Origin of the sequence: Uliginosibacterium sp. TH139 (assembly GCF_002855595.1) — a bacterium.
Taxonomy (GTDB): Bacteria; Pseudomonadota; Gammaproteobacteria; order Burkholderiales; family Rhodocyclaceae; genus Uliginosibacterium; species Uliginosibacterium aquaticum.
Genome location: NZ_PKRR01000003.1, coordinates 416,308 through 439,875, shown reverse-complemented (window position 1 = coordinate 439,875; position 23,568 = coordinate 416,308). Strand labels below are relative to the sequence as shown.

15 protein-coding genes are annotated in these 23,568 nt (G+C 56.1%); 9 read left to right on the top strand and 6 right to left on the bottom strand.

Annotated elements, in window-relative coordinates:
• Nucleotides 1-2 precede the first annotated feature (2 nt).
• The 6 genes from C0V76_RS09080 to C0V76_RS09055 are packed head-to-tail and all read right to left on the bottom strand — an operon-like array spanning nucleotide 3 to nucleotide 10,104.
• Nucleotides 3-755: a M48 family metallopeptidase gene (locus tag C0V76_RS09080; protein WP_101942070.1), complete on the bottom strand. Its 753-nt coding sequence runs from the start codon at nucleotides 753-755 to the stop codon at nucleotides 3-5.
• 2 nt (nucleotides 756-757) lie between these two features.
• Nucleotides 758-4,105: a type I restriction endonuclease subunit R gene (locus C0V76_RS09075; protein WP_101942069.1), complete on the bottom strand. Its 3,348-nt coding sequence runs from the start codon at nucleotides 4,103-4,105 to the stop codon at nucleotides 758-760.
• The gene (locus C0V76_RS09070) at nucleotides 4,105-5,472 is read right to left on the bottom strand and encodes a restriction endonuclease subunit S (protein ID WP_101942068.1); all 1,368 of its coding nucleotides are present in this window, start codon (nucleotides 5,470-5,472) and stop codon (nucleotides 4,105-4,107) included. The genes C0V76_RS09075 and C0V76_RS09070 overlap by 1 nt, the downstream gene beginning before the upstream one ends.
• Nucleotides 5,465-7,969, bottom strand: coding sequence for a class I SAM-dependent DNA methyltransferase (locus C0V76_RS09065; RefSeq protein WP_101942067.1), 2,505 nt, complete (start codon nucleotides 7,967-7,969; stop codon nucleotides 5,465-5,467). Before C0V76_RS09065 ends, C0V76_RS09070 begins: the two co-directional genes overlap by 8 nt.
• Nucleotides 7,970-8,015: 46 nt before the next feature.
• Nucleotides 8,016-9,857: an N-6 DNA methylase gene (locus tag C0V76_RS09060; RefSeq protein ID WP_101942066.1), complete on the bottom strand. Its 1,842-nt coding sequence runs from the start codon at nucleotides 9,855-9,857 to the stop codon at nucleotides 8,016-8,018.
• Nucleotides 9,850-10,104: a hypothetical protein gene (locus C0V76_RS09055; RefSeq protein ID WP_143707386.1), complete on the bottom strand. Its 255-nt coding sequence runs from the start codon at nucleotides 10,102-10,104 to the stop codon at nucleotides 9,850-9,852. The genes C0V76_RS09060 and C0V76_RS09055 overlap by 8 nt, the downstream gene beginning before the upstream one ends.
• A 380-nt stretch (nucleotides 10,105-10,484) precedes the next feature.
• On the opposite strand from C0V76_RS09055, the gene C0V76_RS09050 reads away from it, so the two are divergent.
• The 9 genes from C0V76_RS09050 (at nucleotide 10,485) to C0V76_RS09020 (ending at nucleotide 23,564) form a co-directional block, all read left to right on the top strand.
• Nucleotides 10,485-11,066, top strand: coding sequence for a hypothetical protein (locus tag C0V76_RS09050; RefSeq protein WP_101942064.1), 582 nt, complete (start codon nucleotides 10,485-10,487; stop codon nucleotides 11,064-11,066).
• A gap of 54 nt (nucleotides 11,067-11,120) precedes the next feature.
• A complete protein-coding gene (locus C0V76_RS09045; RefSeq protein ID WP_101942063.1) occupies nucleotides 11,121-12,386 on the top strand; it encodes a site-specific integrase in 1,266 nt (421 codons plus the stop codon).
• A complete protein-coding gene (locus tag C0V76_RS19590; RefSeq protein WP_143707385.1) occupies nucleotides 12,373-14,109 on the top strand; it encodes a site-specific integrase in 1,737 nt (578 codons plus the stop codon). The genes C0V76_RS09045 and C0V76_RS19590 overlap by 14 nt, the downstream gene beginning before the upstream one ends.
• A gap of 1 nt (nucleotide 14,110) precedes the next feature.
• Nucleotides 14,111-16,159: a hypothetical protein gene (locus C0V76_RS19585; RefSeq protein ID WP_143707384.1), complete on the top strand. Its 2,049-nt coding sequence runs from the start codon at nucleotides 14,111-14,113 to the stop codon at nucleotides 16,157-16,159.
• A 34-nt stretch (nucleotides 16,160-16,193) separates the two neighbouring features.
• Nucleotides 16,194-16,595: a hypothetical protein gene (locus tag C0V76_RS09035; protein WP_101942061.1), complete on the top strand. Its 402-nt coding sequence runs from the start codon at nucleotides 16,194-16,196 to the stop codon at nucleotides 16,593-16,595.
• Between the two features lie 308 nt (nucleotides 16,596-16,903).
• Nucleotides 16,904-17,305, top strand: coding sequence for a hypothetical protein (locus C0V76_RS19580; protein ID WP_143707383.1), 402 nt, complete (start codon nucleotides 16,904-16,906; stop codon nucleotides 17,303-17,305).
• A 3-nt stretch (nucleotides 17,306-17,308) separates the two neighbouring features.
• A complete protein-coding gene (locus tag C0V76_RS19575; RefSeq protein ID WP_143707382.1) occupies nucleotides 17,309-18,019 on the top strand; it encodes a hypothetical protein in 711 nt (236 codons plus the stop codon).
• Nucleotides 18,020-18,609: 590 nt separating this feature from the next.
• Complete coding sequence (locus C0V76_RS09025) at nucleotides 18,610-19,335, top strand: FKBP-type peptidyl-prolyl cis-trans isomerase (RefSeq protein WP_101942059.1); 726 nt, start codon at nucleotides 18,610-18,612, stop codon at nucleotides 19,333-19,335.
• 164 nt (nucleotides 19,336-19,499) lie between these two features.
• Nucleotides 19,500-23,564 (top strand): PAS domain-containing protein, encoded by a 4,065-nt coding sequence (locus tag C0V76_RS09020; protein ID WP_158239191.1) that lies wholly within the window; start codon nucleotides 19,500-19,502, stop codon nucleotides 23,562-23,564.
• The last annotated feature ends 4 nt before the right edge of the window (nucleotides 23,565-23,568 follow it).

Here is a 23,568-nt window from a genome sequence, read left to right as displayed (position 1 = left end):
TTCTATATCCCCTCAACATCAATTCCGTGTTCGGCCAACCAGGCCCTGCGCTGCGCATAGTCGGGCATTGCGCGCTCAACGCGCAGCCAGAATGCAGGTGTGTGGTGTGGCTCGTGCAGGTGGGCAATCTCATGCACCACCACATATTCCGCGATGCGCGCGGGCAGCAAGATTGTCTTCCAGTGGAAGTACAGCCAGTCACCTTTTCCGCAAGAGCCCCAGCGATAGCCAAGGTCCTGCACCTTCACGCCAGCCGGCGCAACTTCCATGCGTGACTGGTAGTCGGCCACCCGGCCCGACAACCAGACGCGAGCCCTATCGCTATACCAGCGGATGAAGTGCTCCCGTGCGCCTGCCTGCGCATCGCGACACAGCGCAAAGCGCCCATTTACAAGCTTCAGGGGCGAGTCTTGTCCATCAACCAGTTTCAGCCGATGGGTGCGCCCGAGATACAGGAAGCCCTCGCCAGCGACGAACTCCTTGCGCGGCACTTTGCGTTGCAAGCGATCCTTTTCTGCCAGCTTGGTATAAATCCAGAAACGTTTCTCGCTGACAAATTCGCGAAGCCGGTCGATGCCCACCTCAGGCGGCGCACTCAGAATCAGTTCCCCTGTGCGTTCCACCGTGATCTGCATCGTCCGCCGTCGGGAGCTGCGTCGGATTGCAAATTGCAAACCGTCCATCTGGATACAGCCCTCTGCCTCGGCAGCAGAGCTATCCGTCTGGTGATCGTTTGGGGGCAGGGGCGCGAGCATCCTCAAACCTGCACCAGCTTGTCGTGGTTGGCGCGTGCTTGTTCCATCAGCTTGTCGGCCAGCACCCCTGCCTTTTCGGTATCAACTAGTGGGGGGCGCAGCCGCATCAGATGCTCAAACAATTGCGTGTTCAAGTTTTCCTGTGCCGCGCGCTTGCTGGGGCTCCAGATGCCACGATTGTCTTTCAGCTCCTGCACCAGCAGCTCCACCAGCTCTACTGTCAGATCCTTCAGGCGCAGCAAATCGTCTGGGGTCGGTGCCTGGCCTGCACACACTACGTCCAAGACTGTGCGCAGAAACGGCGCGCAATGCTCGGGCAAGTCGCTCGGTGCATCAGCACTGCCAGCCTTGCCGGAGCGCAGCTCATCGATGATCTTCTGCAGCTGTGCGATCACCTCATTCCACTGTTCGCCCAAGCTCTTCAGGATGTCGTTCAAACGCTCGGAGAGTTTGCGGTACAGCACCGGATCTTCCTCGGTGTGCTTGCGGATGTGCGAACGGATCGCGTGTTCCATTTCGGAAGCCACTGCACGACTGGCGACTACGCCGGCTTCTTTGGTTGTCGTCTCCAGGTGCTTTTCAAAAGCGGCATCCGTCAGTTGAACTGGCGGAACTTTGGGATCGATGCCCAGCGAAATCACATGATCATCGATCAGCTTGCGCACTTTGGCGCCGACATCCTTGCCCAGTACGGGCGTGTCTTTGTAGCGGTTGCGCGCACGGGCATAGATGTAGGCGAGCCGCTTGGAATCGCCCGTGTACGGCAGCCCCTCGGGGCGTGGCAGAACGGTGTCCAGTGAAGAGAGGAAGGCTTTCAGCTTGACGGCGAACTCGGCGCGCAGCTTCTCGTCGCGCAATGCTTCGACGCAAGCCTCGGTATCCTCCAGCGACTCGATGCCGCGCTGGCGGAACAGATCCACTACGCGCAGATGCCGGTCGCGCAGCACCGGTACTTCGTCCTTCAGGCTGGCCAGCGCACCTTCCACATCCTCATCGGCGTAGGCAGCCAGCGCCTCTTTCAGGTGCTGCGCCACGCCGTAATAGTCCACCACGATGCCGCAGCGCTTGCCGAAGCCGGTACGGTTGACGCGCGCAATCGCCTGCAGCAGTTCTGCCTCGCGGATCGGGCGGTCCAGGTACATCACGCCTTCGATGGGGGCATCAAACCCGGTCAGCAGCATCGACTTCACCACCAGAAAGGCCAGCGGATCGGTCTTCTCAGGCTTGGCATGGAACAGTGGCTTCTTGAAACGCTTGATCAGCTGCTCGTGCACCGCGCCATCGGTCCATTGCTTCCAGGCCGGATCATCGTTGTTGCTGCCCGAAATGATGGGAGCAAATTCGATGTTGGCCAGCGTGTCGCGATAGCGCCAGGCCTGCACAACGGCTTGCACCTTCGGCGGGCGCTGACACAGAGCTTCGTCATCCAGCGCCTTGTCTTCGGCAGAAAGCGCATTCGCCTCGGCCAACAGTTCATCGCGGGCCTGCTTCAAGGCCTCGAAGTAGCGAATCGCCGCCAAGCGGCTGTAGGCCACTACCTGCGCCTTGTAGCCGTTGGGCAGGATGTTGGTGACATAGTGGCGAAGGATGTCGCGCGCCTTGTCGGCAATCAGCGCCGGGGCATCGAAGATATGGCCCTTGGTGGCGTACTTCTTCTTGATCGCCTCCAGCTCTTCCTTCGTGTGCTGACGGAACAGATCTTCAAACAACTCGTCCAGGCTGGCGCCATCCTTGACTGCGCCGTTGGCGGTACGCCCTTCGTAGAGCACGGGCACGGTCGCACCGTCGGCCTCGGCCTCCTTGATGGTGTAGCGATCGATGAATTCGCCGAAGATCTCATGGGTGCGTTTCTTCTCGCCCATGATGATCGGCGTGCCGGTGAAGCCAATGCGCGCGCAATTCGGCAGCCCGGCCATCAGGTTCGCATGCAGGTCGCCCGCCTGAGTGCGGTGCGCTTCGTCTACCAGCACGAGGATGCTGTCATCCTCGTTCAGCACTTCAAATTTCTCGTCGGCTTTGTCGCCTTTGCCATACACGGCCTTGGGTTCTTCCACCTTGGGCAGGTCGTCGGCCGTCAGCGGAGCATCATCGGTGCTGTCTGAATCCCGGTATTTCTGGATCGTGGCAAAGATCAGTCCCGGTCCTTTGCGCCGCGCCAGCGCCTTCACGCCGATCGTGCTCTCAGCAACTTCAACTATCTCGCCAGTCAGCGTGGCCGTTACGGACAACTGGCCCTGCAGGTCCTTGCGGTCGGTAACGACGATCACCTTGAAGCGCCGGAGCTGCGCGTCTGCGCGCATCTTGCGCACCAGAAACACCATGGTGAGCGACTTGCCAGAGCCCTGGGTGTGCCAGATGATGCCGCCACGCTGATCACTCTCGCCGTGCTGCAAGCGTGTCTTGCCGGCCTTGAGCCGAACGATGGCGCGGTTCACGGCGCGATACTGCTGATAGCGGCACACCGTCTTGATGGTCTGCCCGCCCGCCTGCATGAACAGCATGAAGTTCTGCAGCACATCCAGCAGATGCGCGGGAGCGAGCATCCCAGCGATCAGCCGCTCCTGTTCGGAGAGTGCGGCCTTGCCGAGCGCCTGCGCCACCTCGATCTCGCTTCCTGAGCCATCGGGGCCGACCACCGTCTTCCACTGGGCGTAGTGCTCGAAAGCTGCGCCCACGCAGCCAACGCGCGCCTCGTCAAAGCTGGTGGCCACCAGCAGCTGATTGGTCGCGAACAGAGGCTCGTTGCCCTCGTTGTCATCTACCTCGAGTGCTGCCTTGCGCTGGTTGCTGTAGCGCCGCAGTTGGTCCACCGCATCAGCCAGTGGCTCGGGGATGGACGGGCTCTTGCACTCCACCACCACCAGCGGAATGCCATTCACCAGCAGCACCAGATCGGGCACGATGAAGTGCTTGGCGCTGTTGAAGCCGGGTGGGCAATCCACGCGGAACTGGTTGACGACCGTGAAGCGGTTGTTGGCCGGGGTGTCCCAGTCGATGAAGCGAATCGTCTGGCCGCGCCCGCCATCCCAGCCGGGCAGGCCTTCCACCGTCAGGCCACGGATCAGCAAAGCTGTGGCCTTCTCGTTCGCCTCCATCAACTTGTGCGTGCCCAGCCTTGTGATCGCGGCAACGGCTTCCGAAAGCCGCGCCTCATCCAGCCAGGGCGCCACATCAGGCCCCAGGTTCAGCGCGCGCAATTGTTCGCGCAGCAGCCCCTCCTGGATCACTTCGGCAAAACTGGTTCTGCCGGTGACTGCCGGGTCGTCAAGGCTGCCCGCGACATGTGTCCATCCCAGCCCCTGCAACTGGGCTACAAATGGTTTTTCTACCTCTTCGAGTTCCCAGCCCATCAGGCGCTCCCTGGTTGTTGTGCAGCTTCGGCCAGCAGTGGCGTGACGCGGACGCGACCGGTGAGGAGGTCGTCCATGAGGCCGGATTTTTCCTGTTTCTGCTTGTTCAGAGCGGCCAATTCACTGGCCAGCTTATGCTCAACCGAGAACAGTCTTTGTGCGATCAGCGACTGCTCATCAACGGGTGGCGACTTAAAGTGCAGCTTGACCAATTCGGCTCGCTGAATTCCCGTAGCTGTACTACCGGTTGACCGTTTGACCATCGCTCGCCGGAACTCTGTGCTTTGCATTTGCCAGAACGCGAATTCATTGAGAATCTTGTCTGGTTTGAATCGAAGAGCGATGACGCGTTGACTCAGGATGTACCTAGCGTCATCGGGAATCTGCGCTACGTTGCCAAGCGGAGCTTCCATGGTCAGAAGGACGTCACCCTTACGCACATCACCACTGGTCATCCACTTGCGATACAGACGCTCCCCACCAAAGTAGGCCTCGCGACTGATGTCAATCCCGCCGGGCTGCACGTTGTTGGCCGACAGAGCAAGGATGTCGCCGCCACCCCAATCCATCCCGAGCTTTTTCGGCGTGCGTCCACGAAAGTCGATGATGTGCTCGATGGTATCGCCGAATACATGGGCATCCCACTCCTTCGGAATCCACCCTAGCGGCGACTCCTTGTAGAGATGCGGTGCCTCGACCTGGGGCGGGCGCAGATCACCGTTGGTATCGATGCCGCGCGTCAGCAGGTCATGCAGCAGGCCCTGTTTGACGGCCTTGAGCTTGGCGATGATCGCCTCAGTTTCGTGAATGGCGGTGTCGAGGGTGTCGAGAATCTGCGAGATCGTCAGTTTCTCGTTCGGCGATGGGCTGGGCACTTTGATGGAGCCAAACTCAGCACCAGATATTTCTAGGAAGGTAGTTCCCGATGCTCGACGTACTAGTTCGGGCTTTACCTTTTCAAAGAGGTGGAAGTAGTAGCTGGCTTCCTCGGGGCTTTTGAATACAACGGACTTGAAACCCTGGTTTGTCGCCATGGGCACCGCATTGATGACGCGGGCGCCCAGCGTGGCACGTGTTGTCACTAGTAGTGATCCGGCAGGCAGCAGGTTCGCGCCACTGCCAGCCAGGCCCGACGCGCTGATGTGGTCGGCCGTGTCGTGGAGCAGCTTGGCAGCTTCGCCACTGACTTCGCCGGGCGTGACCCATGGGATTGATCCCCGCCAGAAGGACGGCACATCGCGTGACGGTGTCCCCCCGCCAACAACGGCTCCGATTTGTTTGATCTCCTTCTGCTCCCAGTCGTCAGGCAATTGCTCCAGGAAAGCGCCATATTGATGACGGGGCAGGATATCCACTGGCTTAGACATACTTGAGCCCCTTCAAAAAGCCCTGTAGTGCCGCAGCTGCGTCGCCACGCCTGCCCTCTATCTCGGTCAGAGTTACACGGTACTTGTCCCACCAGTTCTCGAATGCAGCGACGATATCTTTGCGCTTGGCGGTCATGTAGCGCTCGACGATAGCCTGCATGTCGTTATGCAGGATGGTAAGCAGCAATTCAGCGGCGGCCTCCGGCGTCAGGCCATCCACGGCCTCATCAATGTGCTGTTTGAAGCTGTCGTTTTTGGCCTTGAGTTGCTTCTTGACGGCGGTGAGTTCCTTTTTCCAGGCCTTGAGCTGGGCTTCGTCCACGGCGTTTTCTTCGTCCGCATCGTCCTCCGCTGCCTCGGCGGCTTCGCCATCTTCCACTTCTGCATCCTTGGGGCTGGCGGCCTTGATCTGGCTGTCCAGCTCAGTCTTTTTGGCCTCCAGCTCGGTGATGGCTTCGACGAAGTCGCTCATGAGGAACTTGACCAGCTTGTGCTCCAGCGGACTTTCCTTGCTGGCCTTGTCTTCCAGCGCGGTGACGATGCTGGTGCGCCAGGCATCCGCCACGCCCTTGGCGCCGCGTGCCTGCAAGGTGAGGAATTCGTACTTGGTCTGGTACCAGAAGCCCGCCACGATGCCTCGCACCTGGAAGGGGTCGAGCAGGCCGATGGCCTCCAGACTCTGGCTGAAGCTGGCCAGAAGATCAGCACGCAACGCCACCAGGCTGGCTGCATTTTCCAGCTGCCCGGAGAGCGCCGTGATGCGCACGCTATGCTCTTGCCACCACTGCTCGAAAGCAGCGCGGATGGCGGCCTCCTTGGCGACGAGCCCGACATTGCCTTCGATGGCAGGCTTGAGTGATTGCCGTGTGGCCAGTGCGGGTGCGAAGTCGAAATACTTGGCGTCGCGTTCAACCAGCAAGTCCAGCGGGTTCAAACCGTGGGCGCTGAAGAGTTGGGCCTTATCAGCCACCTCGGCCTTGGGGATGCCACCGACCAGATGGGCGCGCACGTCGTGCGGCTCGGGCGGTGGCGCGTTATCGGCGTAGCGGCGGATGTTGAGGTTGTAATCGTTAGCCTTGAGCGTGGTGTTGTCCACGATGGCCGAGAAACCATCAATGGCGCGGAATTCGTCGAAGGTGGTGACGATTTTTTCGATGTGCTCAGGCAGCAGGTAGTTCTGCGCGCGGCCCTCGAAGAACTCGCGGTCGGCATTGATGAACAGAACCTTGCCCTGGCGCTCGGCAGGCTTACCGCTGACGCGATTGGCACCATTCTGCACCCGCTGGCGCAGAACCAGAATGCAGGCGGGAATGCCGGTGCCGTAGAACAGATTGGGTGCCACGCCGATGACGGCTTCGAGCAGGTCGTCTTCAATGATGCCAGCGCGGATGGATTTTTCCTCACCGCCCCGGAACAACACCCCGTGAGGCAGAACAGTGGCCACCATGCCGCCGTCTCGCGTGACGGCCAGCATGTGTTGCAGGAACATCAGGTCGGCCTTCTTGGCGCCCAGCGGCACCTGGCCGTAGGTGAAGCGCTCGGTTTCAAACTTGGGTTTCCAGGCCGGGTTGCCATCGGCGTCTTTTTCCGTATTGCCCCAGTTGATGGAAAACGGTGGATTGGTGAGCACGCGGTCGAAGTGCATCAGCTCGCCGTCTTCCACATGCTGCGGGTCAGCCAAGGTGTCTTCGTTCTGCAGGTTGGCATTGCTGATGCCATGCAGCAGCATGTTCATCTTGGCGATGGACCACACCGTGCCGTTGAATTCCTGGCCAAACAGGCTCGCCTTGCGCCCGTCTTCGCCGTGCTCGTCGATGTATTCCTTGGCGGCGATCAGCATGCCGCCAGAGCCGCAGCAAGGGTCGTAGATATCGTGCTGGAGCTCGGGCTTGAGCAAGCGCACCATCATCCGCACCACCGAGCGCGGCGTGTAGAACTCGCCGCCTTTCTTGCCTGCTGAGTCTGCGAATTCGCCAATCAGGTATTCGTAGGCGGCCCCCAGCAGATCAGGGAACTCAAAGTCTTCATTGCGCAGGCTGTACTTGCTGAAATGCGTGATGAGCTGCTGCAGCTTGAGATCGGGAATCTTGCTCTGGCCGATCTTGCGGGTGAAGTCGATGTGCTCCAGCACGTCGTAGAGGCTGACGTTCTCGCCTTCAATCCCGGCGAGCGCCTTGCTCAGCAGGTCGCCCACGTTGACCTGACGCGAGTTGTCGAGCAGATAGCTGTAGCGCGACTTTTCCGGCACCCAGAAGTAGCCGTCTTTCTTGTACCAGCGCTTGTTCTCGGCGGAGGCTTCGGCTTCCTCAGGTGTTTTGCCTGCTTCGATTTCGAGTTTGATGACCTCGGCACGACGCTGCTCGAACACGTCGGAGCAGCGCTTGAGGAACAGCATCCCGAAGATGTATTCCTTGAATTCGGAGGCATCCATCTTGCCGCGCAGGATGTCGGCGGCTTTGAAGAGGTGGCGTTCCAGTTGTGGCAGGGTTAGTGGCATGTCACTGATCCAGTTATGTTCTGTTGCTATTTATTTGCGCGGCGGCTCACAAGCCGAGGCGGATTTCTTCCATGCGGCTCTGCGCACGCTTTACCTGTTCTTCAAGCTGGCATAACTCGTAATAGAGGCTTTCCGCAGCCTGTTGCTCAGGCAGACTGCGCAAGGGAATCTTCACGTCTCGCAATAGCGAGCTAGGCGTTACGTGAGCTTGAGCCACGCCGGTCCTGAACGCGGTCAGTTGGTTCTTGAAATCGTCAGATCGCAGATACAGATAAAGCGACACCACGCTTACCCGATCGGTCCTGACGCGCAGCGCCACAACGCTTTGTGCGCAGACGGAATGCAACTCTGCTTTTTCGGAATCCCGAACACCATCATCCAAGAACATACCGACTTTACCGAGCGTACCCTTGACGGATACCAATATGTCATTCCGACGCAAGCGGCATTCCTCAAGCTTTCTGGCCTGAATATTGGTCGTCCGCAGGAATGGGCCGAATAAGCCACCCCATTGATCAAGGTCTGCGATGCCTACCTCCTGCACCTCGACTGCGGACGCTTCCTTCGATGCAACAGGTGCTCTGACAACGGTTTCGACCAGTTCGCCAAGCGGAACTCGATACTCTGCATCCAAGCTTGGCGGGCTGATGTATCGTGCAGGCATCAGGCCAAAGTCATTGGCGATGATTTCATCCAGACCGATCGTCCGCGACACATCCGGCACTTCGCCTGGGCTTGTAAGCAATTCTGTCACTCGCCGCGAATCAAGAGCACGCGAAAACTTCATCGTGGACTTGGTTTCGATCGTTGCAGCCGCCGCATCAACCATACGCACGCCAAATGATTTCTGGCGGCGATCCAAAACCGTAATCGCAGTGACAACGCCACTTCCATTGATGAGGCGCGGAGGAAGCGAAATGACAGCTGCCGGCTGACTTGAACCGAGGATCAGAAACTCACGCAGCCGCTGCTCCTGCCCCTTGGCGAAGAGCACGTTCGGGCTTGTCAGGAAAACGGCACGCTTTTCGACATACGGCCAAAATGCGGCAACAGCCCAGGATTCGCTGCGATCCAACTGGACGGTATGCCGATCCAGCATCGGCCGATATATCGAGTCGCTTCCCGGTAGCCCCAGTTCGACACCTTCCCACTTTCTCCAACCGGCCCCCTGCATGAGCTTCACCCCGATAGGCGGACAAGCAAGCAGATAATCAACAGATCGGAGTGGCGGCAAGCCATGTGCTGCCATGTCGTCTTCGTTGAGATCAAGCAGGCCGTACTTCCCCTCGATCAGCGCCAACAAGCGAACAACAGACTGGGACCAATGATTTCGTGCAGGGCCAGAGACAACTACCCGCAAACCACGGCGCAGGGCTCTGACAGCAAGTTGTCCGCTGGGATCGAAGGGGATCCAAACCTTGCTGCCCGCCGGCGCCTCCAGCGTTTCGATCAGGGTGTCGCACAAACCAGCGTCGTACCCCAAACCCAATGTGTCGGCGTATTCGCCGATCACATCATGGAGATCCAGCTCGCCAAGACCTGATTCCGCAAACGATTCAGAAACGAGCCCCAAGGCACGCAAGCGCGTCCGCTCAGAAGCCCCCCCTGCATCTTCTGCAGGCCAAAGCAGGCCATGAATATCCTCAGGCAAGCCAAGCTGCTTCGCCTCTTCCCAGCACCTCGCTTGCAAGAGGTCTTGGAGTTCTCCGGTGAGTTCGCCCCGAACCAGCATTCGAGTGACGGCTACCCAGCCCAGTGCACAAAGGGCTGCGTCATTACGAGACCGAGGAGCTGCTTTCCAGAACTCATCGACAAGTCCGGAAAAAGCGGCTGACGCTGATGCACGGGAAAGCCCACCGGCAGTACGACTATTGATGTTCTCAGACATAGAGATGCCCCACGGTGATTACGCTGCACTCGTCTTCTGCACTCAGCACGACGTAGCACCCTTTCAGTTTTTCCACACGCGCCGAGGCGCCCAGCTGGCTGGCCAGTCGAGCAATCACCTTCGCAGTCATCACGCAGCGGATGCCTCCCCGCCCGTCATGCGAACGTTCACCGAAGAACACGATGAGTTCGATTGCATCCTGAGAGATCGCGCGCTGCTGCTTGCGCACCTGAGCGTGTTGGCTCAAGTCGAGGTCCAGCTTCCGACGGCGAATCGGCTGGAAATTCGTGTTTGTTGCCGCATGCATGACCGACCTCCAATCAACATCGTGACTCGTTGGACTGAAGTGTGAGGCAAAAATCCAAGGCAGTCAACAATTATCTTCGTTGTACTTTTTGTTTCGTTGCTGAGCTTGTCGGCATTGAGCCCGATGTGATGAGATCTTGCCTTGCTAGCGCTAGAGACGCCTTCTGTTACCCCTTGCTTGAGCGATAAGGCGGCACGCATTCCATTGCCCATGCAAGCACAGCAACGAAGGCTGGCTGAAACCGGCGGGCTTGTTTGGTGTAAATTTAATGCTATAAATACACTGTCCTGGCCTTGGGGTGCTGATACCGACAATCTTGTATGACAAAGAAATCCGAGATCAATGAACGACTCCGCAAACTCGCACATGACAGATTTAACTGCAGGGGGAGGTTTCGCTTGCTTGAAGTAGCGAGCGGGATTAGTGCGGATAAATGGAAAAATTTTTATTACAAAAAACAGTCCGCCACTCAAGAAATGCTTGAGTTTTGGTGCAGAGCCTACAGGGAAGATGAAATCTGGTTGATGGCAGGGGAGAAGATCCCGGAAGCAGAAGGTTTTCCGTTTGCAGCACCCGTCCCAATAAAGAACGAAAATGAAACTGCTGCGGATCGCTTGAGTTGGGCTATTAGGGAATGGGCAAGTGATACCGGCGATCAGCTTTATGAATATCTAGAACAGCAGTCACACGGAAAAATTACTGCAGCGGAATGGGCTGATGTTTTGTTAAGAAAAAATCAGCCAACTTTAGAAATGGTGGATGTCGTTGGTGTGGCACGACCGATGTTTGTTGAATGGATAGTTAGAGGCTTTGCTGGCTACAAACAAGTTGACCCGAGCAATAAAGCATCTGTTGAGTGGTGGAAAAGAGAGAAATGGTCATATGTCCATCCGCTGGAATGAAAATTTAAAAGCGGATCGTACGCGAATAGCGCTTTAAAAACTTTCCTAGATTCCATGGCCCGTCTGGAATACATCCACTATCAACCACACCGCCCGGTCGTCGCTGGGCGATCAGTGCAATGGGAGCTCGACGCGGTGGTTCGGGCTGTTGAACGTTTGCCCCAGATATTTTGGAAGGACGCAACGCCATGGAGCGAAGCAAATCTATGGGCTCTAGAAATGAGCCGCAGTCGGGGAATGAAGGCGGAAACCATACAGAACTTGTTGGAACATCTGCACAAATACGCTAAATGGCTAGATTCAGAGAGTGTTGATTGGAGGCATTTTCCGAAAAATAAGGCCGAGCGTGTTCTTGTGCGCTATAGGGGCGCCCTAATCGACGAAAGGGATCGCGGAGGCCTCAGTCCAGCTACTACTTCCGCCCGGATGAGGGCTGTTATCAGGTTCTATCGCTTTTGTGCTGGGCATAACTTCATCAGCCATGACGCCCCGAAGTGGCAAAACAGAGTGGCTGTTATGCGTTATTTCGATAGCGTCGGGTTTGAACGGACGCTGCAGAGGATAACTACAGACATCTCGATACCGAATCGAGCGAGGCCGGGAGTCAGGCTCGAAGACGGCCTTTTGCCGATTACAGCAGAGCATATGCAGGATCTGCTTCGCTACACCAAGGAGCATGCCAGTGAAGAGTTGCATTTGATGCTGTTGATCGGCTTCTTTACAGGGGCTCGCTTAGGAACAATCACCTCACTTAAAGTCCCTGCGCTTGAAAATGCCATGAGAGATCCTGCTGTTCCTGGCATGTGGGTTGTGCCCGTCGGTCCTGGGACGGGCATTTCTACGAAGTTTGATGTGTCAGGGGACTTGCTGATACCAGATGAATTAATGCGCCTGATGAAAGCCTATGCGACCTCTACAAGACATCTCGACCGGGTAATAAAAGCAGACAAATCAAATAAGGCATGCCTTTTCTTGACGCGCTTTGGAAACCCGTTCAAGCCGGCGGCAGTGAATAGAGAAATGGTAGATATTCGTCGCCACGGTATCTGCGCAGGGTTGAAATTTTTACAGAGATTCCATTTTCACCAGACTCGGGCGACATATGGAACATGGTTAATGTCCATCTCCATTGGGGTTGGAAACGTTAAGGCCGCAATCGAGTTCGTCAGAAGAGCGATGCATCATCGACATGAGTCCACAACATTTCGATACATCACATTTATTGAGCACACAAAGGCGAAAATTGAGGTGGCCAACGCATTTACGCTGGCCTTTTTTGGGGTCTCCAAAAGCGTGAGTCCAAGAAATGAAAAATACTGATATCCCGGACCTGACCTTTCCCATGGTTGAGTATGGGCGGCATCAAACTCCATGGGATTTGCGCATATTCCTATATAGGGGTGCGACAGGGGAGAATGCCCGGGTGGTTGCCGAAAAAATTAATTCAGGATTGTTTGGCGATGTGATTGAGGAACGTTTAGGCCTCGTGAATGACATCCATGCAGTATTGATTTCCGCATTGGTGTCCGGCGGATCCCCACATACGGCGCGCGCTGCTGTCCGTAACTTACGGACATTCTGGACATGGGCGGATCAAGACCCGATAAATCGTCCGATAAGCTATCAGACCGTTGAGTCGACATACCGGCATTGGTGTGACTACTTAATTCATCTCTATAAGATCAAGAGTGTTTCTGGAGAAACGATGCATACGCTAGCTAGTACAGTGGCGAGCGTTCTGAATAGGGTCTTCGAACGTAAAACATCGCTTTTGGAGACAACTAGAGTGCGACGCCCAAAGAAACCACGGCGGGCTGTTGGTGGGAGAGAGGCTGACAAAAGTTCTTTATCTTCGGCTCTGGAGTTTAGTGGCCTTTTGATCGACGTGATTAATGGGTTGTCAGCAGACGCGTTGCTTGGCCCCTTGCCTGTACGAATCAAACTGCGCTCAGGGCAAGAGCTTGTTGAGTGGTCAGGGATGAAAGATAGAGAAAGTCTCGTGGCGTATAAATCTGAAAATAAATATTCAAAATATGCGGAAAGCCAAGTACGGGCGGCAAGGGAGCAGCGAGAAAATAACACGAGCATGAGCAGAAGGTTTCCACTAGCGAATCTTCGCCTTGAAGCTGAGCTATTGCTGTTCATCTCACAAACTGGCATGAATTTGGCGCAGGCCTACAGGCTGAAAATTACACAGTACAGCTATAAAAGCTCCATAGATGGTTATGAGGTTAGGGAGTATAAAAACAGAAAATCGGGTGAGGTTTTATTTGAAATATATTCTGAATATAAAAAGCACTTCGAAAGATATTTAGGCTGGAGGGCAGAGTTCTTTTCTGGCTGCTCTGAGCTGTTTCCGTTCGTAAAAATAAATGGCCGATCAGATATGAATGCGCCGTATTTCACAAGATTCAGGAATGATATCTGCCTACGGTCTGGAATTAAATTTGTGCCGCCATCAGTTCTTCGCAAAGTCAGGGTTAATTGGCTTTTGAAGAAATCTAGAGACCCAGAGCTTGCGGCGGAGCAATCCCAGCACACGAAAGAAATCCTGTTTCGAGTGTACGAAGAGCCTAGTCTTCAAGTCGCTATGGCCGAGATCGTTCAATTCTGGCCCCTTTACGATCCTTCAATTGGCGTAAGCGGAAAGGAAAGTGTAGCCCCGGGAATGTGTGATGGCGTACCGGAATTGGTGTCAAATATCCCGGGAATGACGCCTGTTCCGGATTGCAAAACTCCAACAGGGTGTTTGTTTTGTGCGCATCATCGCGACATTGATAGCCAGGATTATGTTTGGTCTGTTGCAAGCATGAGATGCCTGAAAATGATTGTTCTTCAAGGGTATGCGCCTATTCAGAAAAACAAGGTCGATCCTGCGGTTCATGTCGATCTGGCTATCAAGGCATTGAGTTCAAAGTTGAAATGGTTCAAAGAATCCAATGAGCTGCGAAAATACTGGGTTCGAGAGGCGTTGGAGCGGATAGATGAGGGCGAATTTCATCCCCATTGGAGATACCTCATAGAAAGCACTTGTGAGGTCTGAAATGACTTTAAGCCTAGATCACTTTGGATTGGCAATTCCTGGTCTGCCAGCAACTCCTGAATCACGAAGCTACCGCCCCCCAAGTTGGCCACCGCCAAAAGACTGGATTTGTATCGAAGACGAGAATGGCAATGAAGTGTCGCGCTGGGGTGATCCAGTGTGGGATTTGTCTCCATGGGGCGGGAAAAGGAAACTGCTGAACTTCGGCGATGGTGTAAAAATTAATAGAAAGTCACCGTCGATTGATCCTTTGAACGCAGATGATTTGCGTCTTGTGTTTTCATGGAGGATATGGGGGCCGCGTGGTGCTGTAAACTTGGGCTCTGCGGTTGAAAATTTTTTCAAGCCCGTCAGGAAGATATTCGAACTCTGTAGCCGAGAAGGAATTCTGGCTAGAGACTTGATGAGGCATCCGCGTGTTTTTGATGCTGCGATTGCGTTGATATCAAAAAGTAAATACACGCAACTTGTAGCTGAGCTGGATAGACTTATTGATGCCAGAGACTTTCTTGGGTTTGTCGTTGTTGACCGAAGCGGTATAAGGCGACTGGAGTCTTGTAACCCGAGGCATTTTCAAGATCAGACCCCTTACATCCCGCCACGGATTTGGTCGTATCAAGTGACGCGTTTGAAGTCATGCCTTGATGAGTATTTGCTGCATCAAAAAAAGATCGAAGAGTGCTTCAGGTTTTGTTCCGACGCATATCGGAACAACATGGGACGAGATGGGGGCGTTTCCAGGCATCAAGCACCATTTCAGAGTCATCCAGATCGGACAGGCAAATACTCAAAAATTGTTTTCTACGGCCCTTTCCCATTGACGGCTGAAAGGTATGGGCTCGATGGATTACTAAAAAACTGGGTTTCTGGATACTCCAGCACAAGTACCATTCAGTCGTTTTCTGCTTACTTGAATCTTGTCCAGTATGCGGGATTGGCATACTTGATTAATTTTTCTTTGATGCGAGTTTCCGAAGGGGCTTCTATTCGAACAGACGCACTTGTCTGGGAAGAGTGTGACACGGTTGGGCGTGTTTTGATGATTAAAGGGGAGACAACAAAAACGGATCAGGACTCAGATGCTCTGTGGGTTGTAAGCCCAGGTGTTGAAATCGCGATTTTGGCAATGAAGTCTATCGCAGCCCTCAGGGCCTCTTTCCCGGGGGCTTCTGCCGAAGGATGCCCATATTTGATGGACTGGAGTAGCGAGCCATGGGTCGGTGGGGTTGGAAGGCGTAGGAGCCATAAAGTCAGGAGTGTTCGACCTCATGTCAGACCTTATGGAGAGATTCAGCGCCTGTGTCGGAAGCTCTTCGACCCCAAGCATATGATCGTGACGGAAGATGATCTTAAACTGGCTCGCGCTGTCACCCCAACGCTTGATCCTGATAGATACAAAGTTGGCTCCCCTTGGCCATTGGCCTGGCACCAATTGAGGCGTACAGGCGCTGTAAACATGTTCGCATCTGGAATGGTTAGCGACGCATCGATTCAATTTCAGTTGAAACATCTTACGCGCGCCATGCCTTTGTATTACGGACGTGGGAACTTCAGTCTTCGCCTGAACGAAGAGACTCGGCTGATATTGGTAGCTGCTCAGTACGAGGTTATGGGGCGGGAGCTGGCTTCGTTACATTCGAGTAGGTATCTAAGTCCTCATGGCGATGAGCATAAGCTTCGAATTGTTTCAGCTGCGGGCATTACTGAATCAGTCAACCTGATCGAAGAAGGGACTGCGCAACGGTATGAGAAAGCGGCTCGTAAAGGGAAAATCAGCTTTCGCCGGACGCCTCTTGGCGCGTGTATGAATAGCGGCCGATGTGACAGTGGCGATTGTGTTGAGAGTGTTGGCGACTGTGCTGGAAACTCTGATACATCGCCTTGTGCCCATGTGCTGTTTGATCGAACACGCGCGTCTTCGAATCAGGCTCGTTTGAAGGGCGTCAAGGCCCTCTTGGCTGATACACCAGTCGACTCCCCCCGATATCGCGCGCTCGAACAAGAAAGACGTGGATTGGAGAACTATTTTGCCTATATCAACCAAGGATAGTCAGGGAACGGATTCCGCTGAGCAGCGGTTTCGTATGGCCTTCGAGCGTCTGAAGTTTGGCGTTCCGCGAGTTCTTCCAAAAGGAACTTCAGTCAGCCAAAACAACGTAGCAAAGGAGGCGGGGTGTGATCCGAGCGCCTTGCGTAAGGCAAGATTTCCGCTTCTTGTGCTAGAGATCCAGGAGTGGATAGAGGCGAATCAACGACCTCCGGCTGACTCAGCCCGGCAGAGGTCACTAAAGGATAGGCGCAAGAACCGTGATAAACGAGAGTTGATTGCAGATCTCAAGCGGCAGCGGGATAGTGCTGCGAGTTTATTGGCCGATGCCAATCTGAGAATTGTCGAGCTCACCGAACAAGTCGCTGACATGAGTGCTCGGTTAGATCAACTTCAGCCTTCCGCCACAGTTTTGAATTTACCGATGCGGGGCAACTGAGGTGTTGTAAATTCTCATCGCCATTTCCCATGCTTGCAATCGTTGTTTCCGCTCGCCAAGACTTGATGAGGTCATAATTGGGCAATGAGATGGTCAAAGTTTTTGCTTTGCGATATGTTTAGTCTGAGAAAACGCGAATATTGTGATCTACGTCACGCCACTCAGGTGACGATATGCTTACCGTATTGAAGCAGTACTCGCACTGAGAGTGGTAAAAGGCTTAGTCGCGAGTGCTTGCACGCATATAGACCCATGGATTTGAAATTTATAAAACAACTCTGGTCGCAACAGGAAAGGATTTTCCGTAAATGAAAAACATAGGAAAAGTAAAGTCTGTAGATGAATTGCGCGAACTCGGAGATCTATCAACTTTAGTTGATATTTTGGAAAAAGATATAGATCCTTTGAGAGTGAATGTTTCTAGTTACGATGATCTTTTTAGTGTTGTATTGAAGCTTCGTCGCAATTGGCTTCCATATATAAAAGGGCCTTTCGTTTCTAAACGGCATGAATATATTTACTACTTAACAAGACTTGAGGGGAAGCAAAGAAATATCGCTCTAGGGATTACAGACAGGCTTTATGAAGACAAAAGTGCAGCGAAGAGGTGGTTTCGTAAGATAGCAAACCAAGTTCATCCGGATAAAGGTGGTGATGAAACTGCATTTATTGTTGCAAAAAAAATATATGAAGTCATGATCGAGAATTAAGTTATGTCTGAAGACGACAAAAACCTCCCGGCAATCTGTTCAACATCTATGGTGCCCATAGAGTTTCCAGCGGTCATCTATGGTGTAGATCAAGAGTGCGGCGAAAAAACAAGAGATTTAATTCAACAAACTTCAGTTTACACTCCTGGTGGAGAGGCTTTTGTTGACAAAGATACTGTGCCACACTTGTTGGCGACGGATAAAAAAGGCGTAAATAGAGTCTATAACAATCTAAATAATGAAGATAAGTTGGAGGATGGAACGAGAAAATTTATATCTGTTCCTGCTTTGCAAAAAGAGCTGTCAACGCGGATTCAGGAGCCTCGCGATGCGATTGAGCGTGAAAGGCTTCGAGATTCAGAGGCTTGTGTTGTTGCGTTGCGCGACGCGCCTCTGCTTGAAAAAATGCGTGTTTTGGAAGAGTCGAAGAATCGAGAAGAGCAGCCTCGGTTAAAAGCAAAAAAAATTAAAGCAGAAGGAATTGATTCTTGTCAGCTGACAGGTCAGCCGCTTCAGGCTGATGCGCACGCGCATCACGTCGAAAGACGAGCAGACAAGCCTCGTAAGGCTAGAGATCTCAAGAACGTTATTGTTGTTAATCCAAAGCCACATCAGGAAATCCATCGACAAGGAGCGGAGTCGCCAGAGGAACTTAAAGCGTTGTGCGAGAAAGAAGGTTGGGCTAACCCCTTGGTAGAAAAACCTTCTGAATAATTTAAGAATAGTATGTGAATGAAAACGGTACGATTTTGCTGTCGCTTCAGGAAGCTGATTTGCAACTTAGAGCAGTCAATTTTTTGTTGTCTATCGAACGGGACAAAGGGTTAAACAGGAGTCATTTTTGTTAAGTCGTGAATGATCGCTGTACTCAGTTTCTTGTCGCTGACAGCGCATCAGGTCGAATGTTTGTGTCGGGTCGTAGCCGCCGCTCATAAGACTTAGCTTAGAACGCAGATATAGCCAACTCGGCAAGCAAGTTGGACACAGGCTTCTGTGATTTACCAGATTTCGCACCCGCCACGCGAAGCTGTGGACACAAGCACCTAAAATGGACGAAAAATTGCAATGTCTGTGGACATTCAGCAAACTGCCCGGTCACGCTTTGGCTGCAAAGCATTTAGGCTCTGTCCATGGGTGCCCAACTCGCGCTTAGGTCGCCAGCCAGGGCATCAACGATTGATCGAAGACGGCTCCGGGGGAACTGCAGGCTGCTGCGCCGGTCTGCAAGCGCTGGAGCTTTCGCTGCAATTCCGTATGCTTGCCCCTCGTGCCGGCTTGACCGGCCTCATCCACAAGGAACCGTAATGAAGAAACTTGTTCTCGTTGCTGCTTTGAGCCTGGCCCTGCCGCTGCATGCGGCTGACATGACCGATGACCAGAAGACGATGTATGCGCTGGGTACGGTGCTGGGCCAGCAGGTGTCCAACTCTTTCAGCGCGACGCCGGCCGAGCTTGAGTTCATCAAGAAGGGTCTGACGGATGCGGCCAGCGGCGCCAAGCCGGCGGTCGAGATGGAAGTGTATGGCCCCAAGATCCAGCAACTGGCGCAGGCGCGTGCCGCCGTCAAGGCCGAGAAGGCCAATGCAGCCGGCAAGGAATTTGCGGACAAGGCCGCCAAGGAAGCGGGCGCCGTGAAGAGTGCTTCCGGCCTGATCTACATTCCGCTCAAGGAAGGCACGGGCGCCAGCCCGGCAGCGGCTGACATCGTGAAGGTGAACTACCGTGGCACGCTGACTGACGGCAAGGAGTTCGACAGCTCCTACGCCCGCAACCAGCCGGCCCAGTTCCCGCTCAACGGCGTGATCAAGTGCTGGACTGAAGGTGTGGCCAAGATGAAGGTGGGCGGCAAGGCCCGTCTGGTCTGCCCGCCGGGCATTGCTTATGGTGATCAAGGCACCCCTGGCGGCCCGATCCCGCCTTCCGCGACCCTGAACTTCGAAGTCGAACTGCTTGAAATCACCAAGGCGGAAGCGCCCAAAGCCGCAGCCAAACCGGCCAAACCGGCCGCCAAGGACAGCAGCAAGAAGTAAGCATCCCTGCCGCAGAGGCCGCCCGAGGGCGGCCTTTTTCTTTTCCGCTGACGGGGGTTCAGTGACGGCAGATGCCTGCAGGTTGTCACAAACCCGGACCGAGGCGTTAAGCTGCGGACGCGAATCGCTCAAGACAAGAAAGCGGGCAGGGCATGGAGTGGGGCATGGAGGGAATGGAGGCGCTCGCAGCCAGCTTGCTGGCGGGGCTGGTATTTCTCGGCTGGAAACTCGTAGAGCTGCGCCGCGAACTGGGTTATGCCCGGGCGGCGCTCGATCTGGGCCATCTGCCCTATGTGGTGCTGCGTGAGGACGGGCGGATCCGCGCCTGTAGCGAGGCCTTCGCACTACTCAGCGGCGTGGCTCGCGAACGCCTGCTGGATGTGCGTCCGGACGCGGTGCTGCCGCGAGAATGGTGTCTGGTTCAGGCGCGCCAGCAGGCGCGTGCCTTGTCCGGCGAAACCGTGCACACGGAGCAGGCCTGGCTTGAGCGGAAAGATGCCGAACCGGTGCTGGTATCGCTACGCGCGCGTCTGCTGAGTCGCGGTGGATTGCGTGAAGTGCTGTTGAGCTGTGAGGATTGTAGTCAGCTTGCCGAGGCCAGCCGCGAGCAGCTCGAAGCCACCATGCGGGCTCGCACCTATGTGCAGAGCCTGATCGACGTGATTCCGCAGCCGGTCTTTGTGCGCGATGGTGAGGGCCGCTACGTACTGCTCAACGAAGCCTGCGCCAAGGCCCTGGGGCGGCCGCGCGAGCAGATTCTTGGACATACGCCCGCGGAAATCGGCACGCCGATTGAGCAGGCCAGCGAGATCCTGCATGAGGATGCCGAAGTCTTCGCTGGGCGGGTGATTTATAAGGAAATCGACAGCTGCCATGCCTGGGCGGGCGAGCACCGCCATCTGGTGCTTTCCAAAGGTGCGTGTGTGGACGCCAGCGGGCGCCCGGTGGTGGTGGGCACCTATTTTGACGTGACGCGCTGGCGCGCCGCCGAGACCGCCCTGCAGGCCGCGCTGGAGCGCGAGACCTTGCGACGTGAGCGCACCCAGGCCTATGTGCAGCGCCTGATCAACGTGATTCCGCAGCCGGTGTATGTGAAGGATGCACAGAGCCGCTATCTGCTGGTCAATGACGCTTTCTGCACTGAGCGCCGGCGCTCGCGGGAAGAGCTGATGGGGCAGAGCTCCTATGGTCTGGCCACCGATCGCCAGCTCTCCAGCTCGATTGCCGACGAGGATCTGCGCGTGCTGGCCGGCGAGGTGATCCTCAAGGAGGAATGCCTGCCGCACATGTACACCGGAGAGGAGCGCTTCCGCCTCATCACCAAGGGCTCCTGCCTGGATGCCGAAGGGCAGCCGGTGATCGTCGGCGCGAATTTCGATATCACTCACTGGCGTCAGGCCGAGCGTGCTGCCGGGCAGGCGGCCGAGCGCGAGCGCCGGCTGCGCGAGCGCACCCAGGCTTTCATCCAGCGCCTGATCGATGTGATTCCGGAGCCGGTGTATGTGAAGGATGCGCAAAGCCGTTACCTGATGGTTAACGACGCTTTTGCGCGCGATTTCCAGCTGCCCAAGGAAGACATCCCGGGCATCGATTCGATCTCGCGGGTGGGCGAAGAAGACCCCTCCATTGGCGAGGCCGTGCGCAGCGAGGATCTGGCCGTGCTGGCCGGCGCCTCGATCCGCAAGGAGGATCATCGCCCCTGGCTGCTGACCGGCGAGGAGCGGCATCGCATCGTGACCAAGGGCAGCTGCGAGGATGCCGATGGCAATCCGGTGATCGTGGTGGCGAGCTTCAATGTGACGCGCTGGTACCAAGCGGAGCGTGAATTGCAGCAGGCCTTGCAGCGCGAGGTGGAGCTGCGCGAGCGAACCCAGCAGTACATTCAGCGCCTGATCGACGTGATTCCGCATCCGGTGTTCGTGAAGGACGAGGAAAGCCGTTTCCTGCTCGCCAACCAGTCGATGGCCGATTACTACGGCTGCAGCGTGGCCGAGCTGATCGGCCGCACCTCCTTCTCAAAAGAGCATCCGCAGTCGCCGGTGGCGCTCAAGGTCAATAGTGAAGACCGGGCGGTGATCCATGATGGCCTGATCGTCAGCAAGGAAGAGCGCACCCTGCACCGCAGTTCGGGCGAGATGCGCGATCGCTTGTTTGCCAAAGGCCCTTGCGTGGATCCTTATGGCCGTACCGTGCTGGTCGGCACGCATATCGACATCACCTCGCTGCGCAATGCCGAGCGCGAATTGCGCGCTGCGCTGCAACGCGAAACCGAGCGCCGCGAACGCACCCAGGCCTTCATCCAGCGCCTCATCGACCTGATTCCGCAGCCGGTGTATGTGAAGGATGCCCAGAGCCGCTTCATGATGGTCAACGAAGCCCAGGTTCGCGAGATGGGCGTGCCGCGTGAGGACATCATCGGCCTGCGTTCCTTTGCCTGGATCGAGGAGAGTCATGCGGCACTGACTCACACGGTGACCACCGAGGATCAGGAGGTGTTGGCCGGCAAGGTCGTCTTCAAGGAAGAACACGGCCCCAGCCCGCTCACCGGCGAGGAGCGCCATCGCCTCGTGTCCAAGGGCAGCTGCCTGGATGCCGACGGCAATCCGGTGATCGTGGTGGCCAATTTCAACGTGACGCGCTGGTACGAGGCCGAGCGCGAGCTGACCGAGGCCCTCGAGCGCGAGCAGCTCAATCACGAGCGCACCCAGCACTACATCCAGCGCCTGATCGATGTGATCCCCTATCCGGTCTACGTGAAGGATGCGGAGAGTCGTTTCCTGCTCGTCAACAACGCCTTTGCGCAGGATCGTGGCGTGAGCAAGGATGAGTTGCGTGGCGTCAGCTCGGTCACGCCCGAGGTCAGTGCCGAGATCGGCATCGCCCAGACGCGTGAAGAAGATGCGTTTGTGCTGGGCAGTCGTGAGCTGATCGTGAAGGAGGAGTACAAGCCCCATCCGCTTACTGGCGAAGAGCGCTACCGGGTCATTTCCAAGGCTTGTTGCGAGGATGCTTCCGGTAAGCCGGTGATCGTGGTGTCGGTGTTTGACGTCACGCCCTGGCGTCTCGCGGAGCGGCAGCTCTCGGAAGCACTCGGGCGCGAAACGGATCGCCGCCAGCGGATTCAGGAATACGTGCAGCGCCTCATCGATGTGATTCCGCAGCCGGTGTATGTGAAGGACGCCAGCAGCCACTACATCATGGTTAATGAGGCCTTTGCCAAGGATCGTGGCCTGGCGCGTGAGAAGCTGGTGGGGCAGGTCTCCTCGGTGAGCCCGGAGATGTCGCGTCTGGTGTTCGCCGAAGATGCCGAGGTGCTGCAGGGCCGCAAAGTGCTCAAGGAAGAATATCGCCAGCACCCGAGCACGGGTCAGCCGCGCTATCGCGTGATCGCCAAGGGCAGTTGTCTGGATGACGAAGGCCGGCCGGTGATCGTCGGCGCCAATTTCGATGTCACGCCCTGGCGCCTGGCCGAGGCACGTCTGTTCATGGCGAAGGAGACCGCCGAGCGCGCCAATGCGGCGAAGTCCCTGTTCCTCACCAATATGTCGCACGAGCTGCGCACACCGATGCACGGCGTCCTGAGTTTCGCCCGGATCGGCGTGGAGCGCGCCCTGACGGTGGAGCCCGAGCGCCTGCTTGGTTACTTCGAGCGCATCGTGGTCAGCGGCGAGCGCTTGATGGGTCTGCTCAATGATCTGCTGGATCTGGCCAAGCTCGAATCCGGGCGCATGGAGATCCAATTGCATGAGCAGGACCTGGCCGGGCTGGTGCGCGATGTGCTCGGTGAATACGAAGCCATGGCGGCCGGGCGTGGTCAGAGCCTGCTGTTCGAACATCCGGGCGCCGCGTTTGCGGCGGTCGACAGCAAGCTCTTCAGCCAGGTGCTGCGCAATTTGCTCTCCAACGCGATCAAGTTCTCGGTGCCGGGCAGCCAGATCGAACTGGAGCTCCAGCCGGGTCAGCTCGAAGCCAAGGACGGTAGCCGGGTGCCTGCCATTGAGGTGCGGGTGGCCGATCGCGGCCCAGGTATTCCGGAGAACGAACTCGATGCGGTGTTCGACAAGTTCGTCCAGAGCAGCAAGACGCGCAGCGGCGCTGGCGGAACCGGTCTTGGTCTGGCGATCTGCCGCGAGATCATCAGTGCCCACCAGGGGCTTATTGTGGCGCGTAACCGCGTTGATGGTGGCGGAGCGGAGTTCATTGTCAGCCTGCCGCTGCGCCGGAGTTGAGTCC

Excerpts from the sequence above, each read along its gene's own strand:
- C0V76_RS09080 (WP_101942070.1), bottom strand. The coding sequence starts at position 755 with ATGCTCGCGCCCCTGCCCCCAAACGATCACCAGACGGATAGCTCTGCT.
- C0V76_RS09075 (WP_101942069.1), bottom strand. The coding sequence starts at position 4,105 with ATGGGCTGGGAACTCGAAGAGGTAGAAAAACCATTTGTAGCCCAGTTG.
- C0V76_RS09070 (WP_101942068.1), bottom strand. The coding sequence starts at position 5,472 with ATGTCTAAGCCAGTGGATATCCTGCCCCGTCATCAATATGGCGCTTTC.
- C0V76_RS09065 (WP_101942067.1), bottom strand. The coding sequence starts at position 7,969 with ATGCCACTAACCCTGCCACAACTGGAACGCCACCTCTTCAAAGCCGCC.
- C0V76_RS09060 (WP_101942066.1), bottom strand. The coding sequence starts at position 9,857 with ATGTCTGAGAACATCAATAGTCGTACTGCCGGTGGGCTTTCCCGTGCA.
- C0V76_RS09050 (WP_101942064.1), top strand. The coding sequence starts at position 10,485 with ATGACAAAGAAATCCGAGATCAATGAACGACTCCGCAAACTCGCACAT.
- C0V76_RS09045 (WP_101942063.1), top strand. The coding sequence starts at position 11,121 with ATGGCCCGTCTGGAATACATCCACTATCAACCACACCGCCCGGTCGTC.
- C0V76_RS19590 (WP_143707385.1), top strand. The coding sequence starts at position 12,373 with ATGAAAAATACTGATATCCCGGACCTGACCTTTCCCATGGTTGAGTAT.
- C0V76_RS19585 (WP_143707384.1), top strand. The coding sequence starts at position 14,111 with ATGACTTTAAGCCTAGATCACTTTGGATTGGCAATTCCTGGTCTGCCA.
- C0V76_RS09035 (WP_101942061.1), top strand. The coding sequence starts at position 16,194 with ATGGCCTTCGAGCGTCTGAAGTTTGGCGTTCCGCGAGTTCTTCCAAAA.
- C0V76_RS19580 (WP_143707383.1), top strand. The coding sequence starts at position 16,904 with ATGAAAAACATAGGAAAAGTAAAGTCTGTAGATGAATTGCGCGAACTC.
- C0V76_RS19575 (WP_143707382.1), top strand. The coding sequence starts at position 17,309 with ATGTCTGAAGACGACAAAAACCTCCCGGCAATCTGTTCAACATCTATG.
- C0V76_RS09025 (WP_101942059.1), top strand. The coding sequence starts at position 18,610 with ATGAAGAAACTTGTTCTCGTTGCTGCTTTGAGCCTGGCCCTGCCGCTG.
- C0V76_RS09020 (WP_158239191.1), top strand. The coding sequence starts at position 19,500 with ATGGAGGGAATGGAGGCGCTCGCAGCCAGCTTGCTGGCGGGGCTGGTA.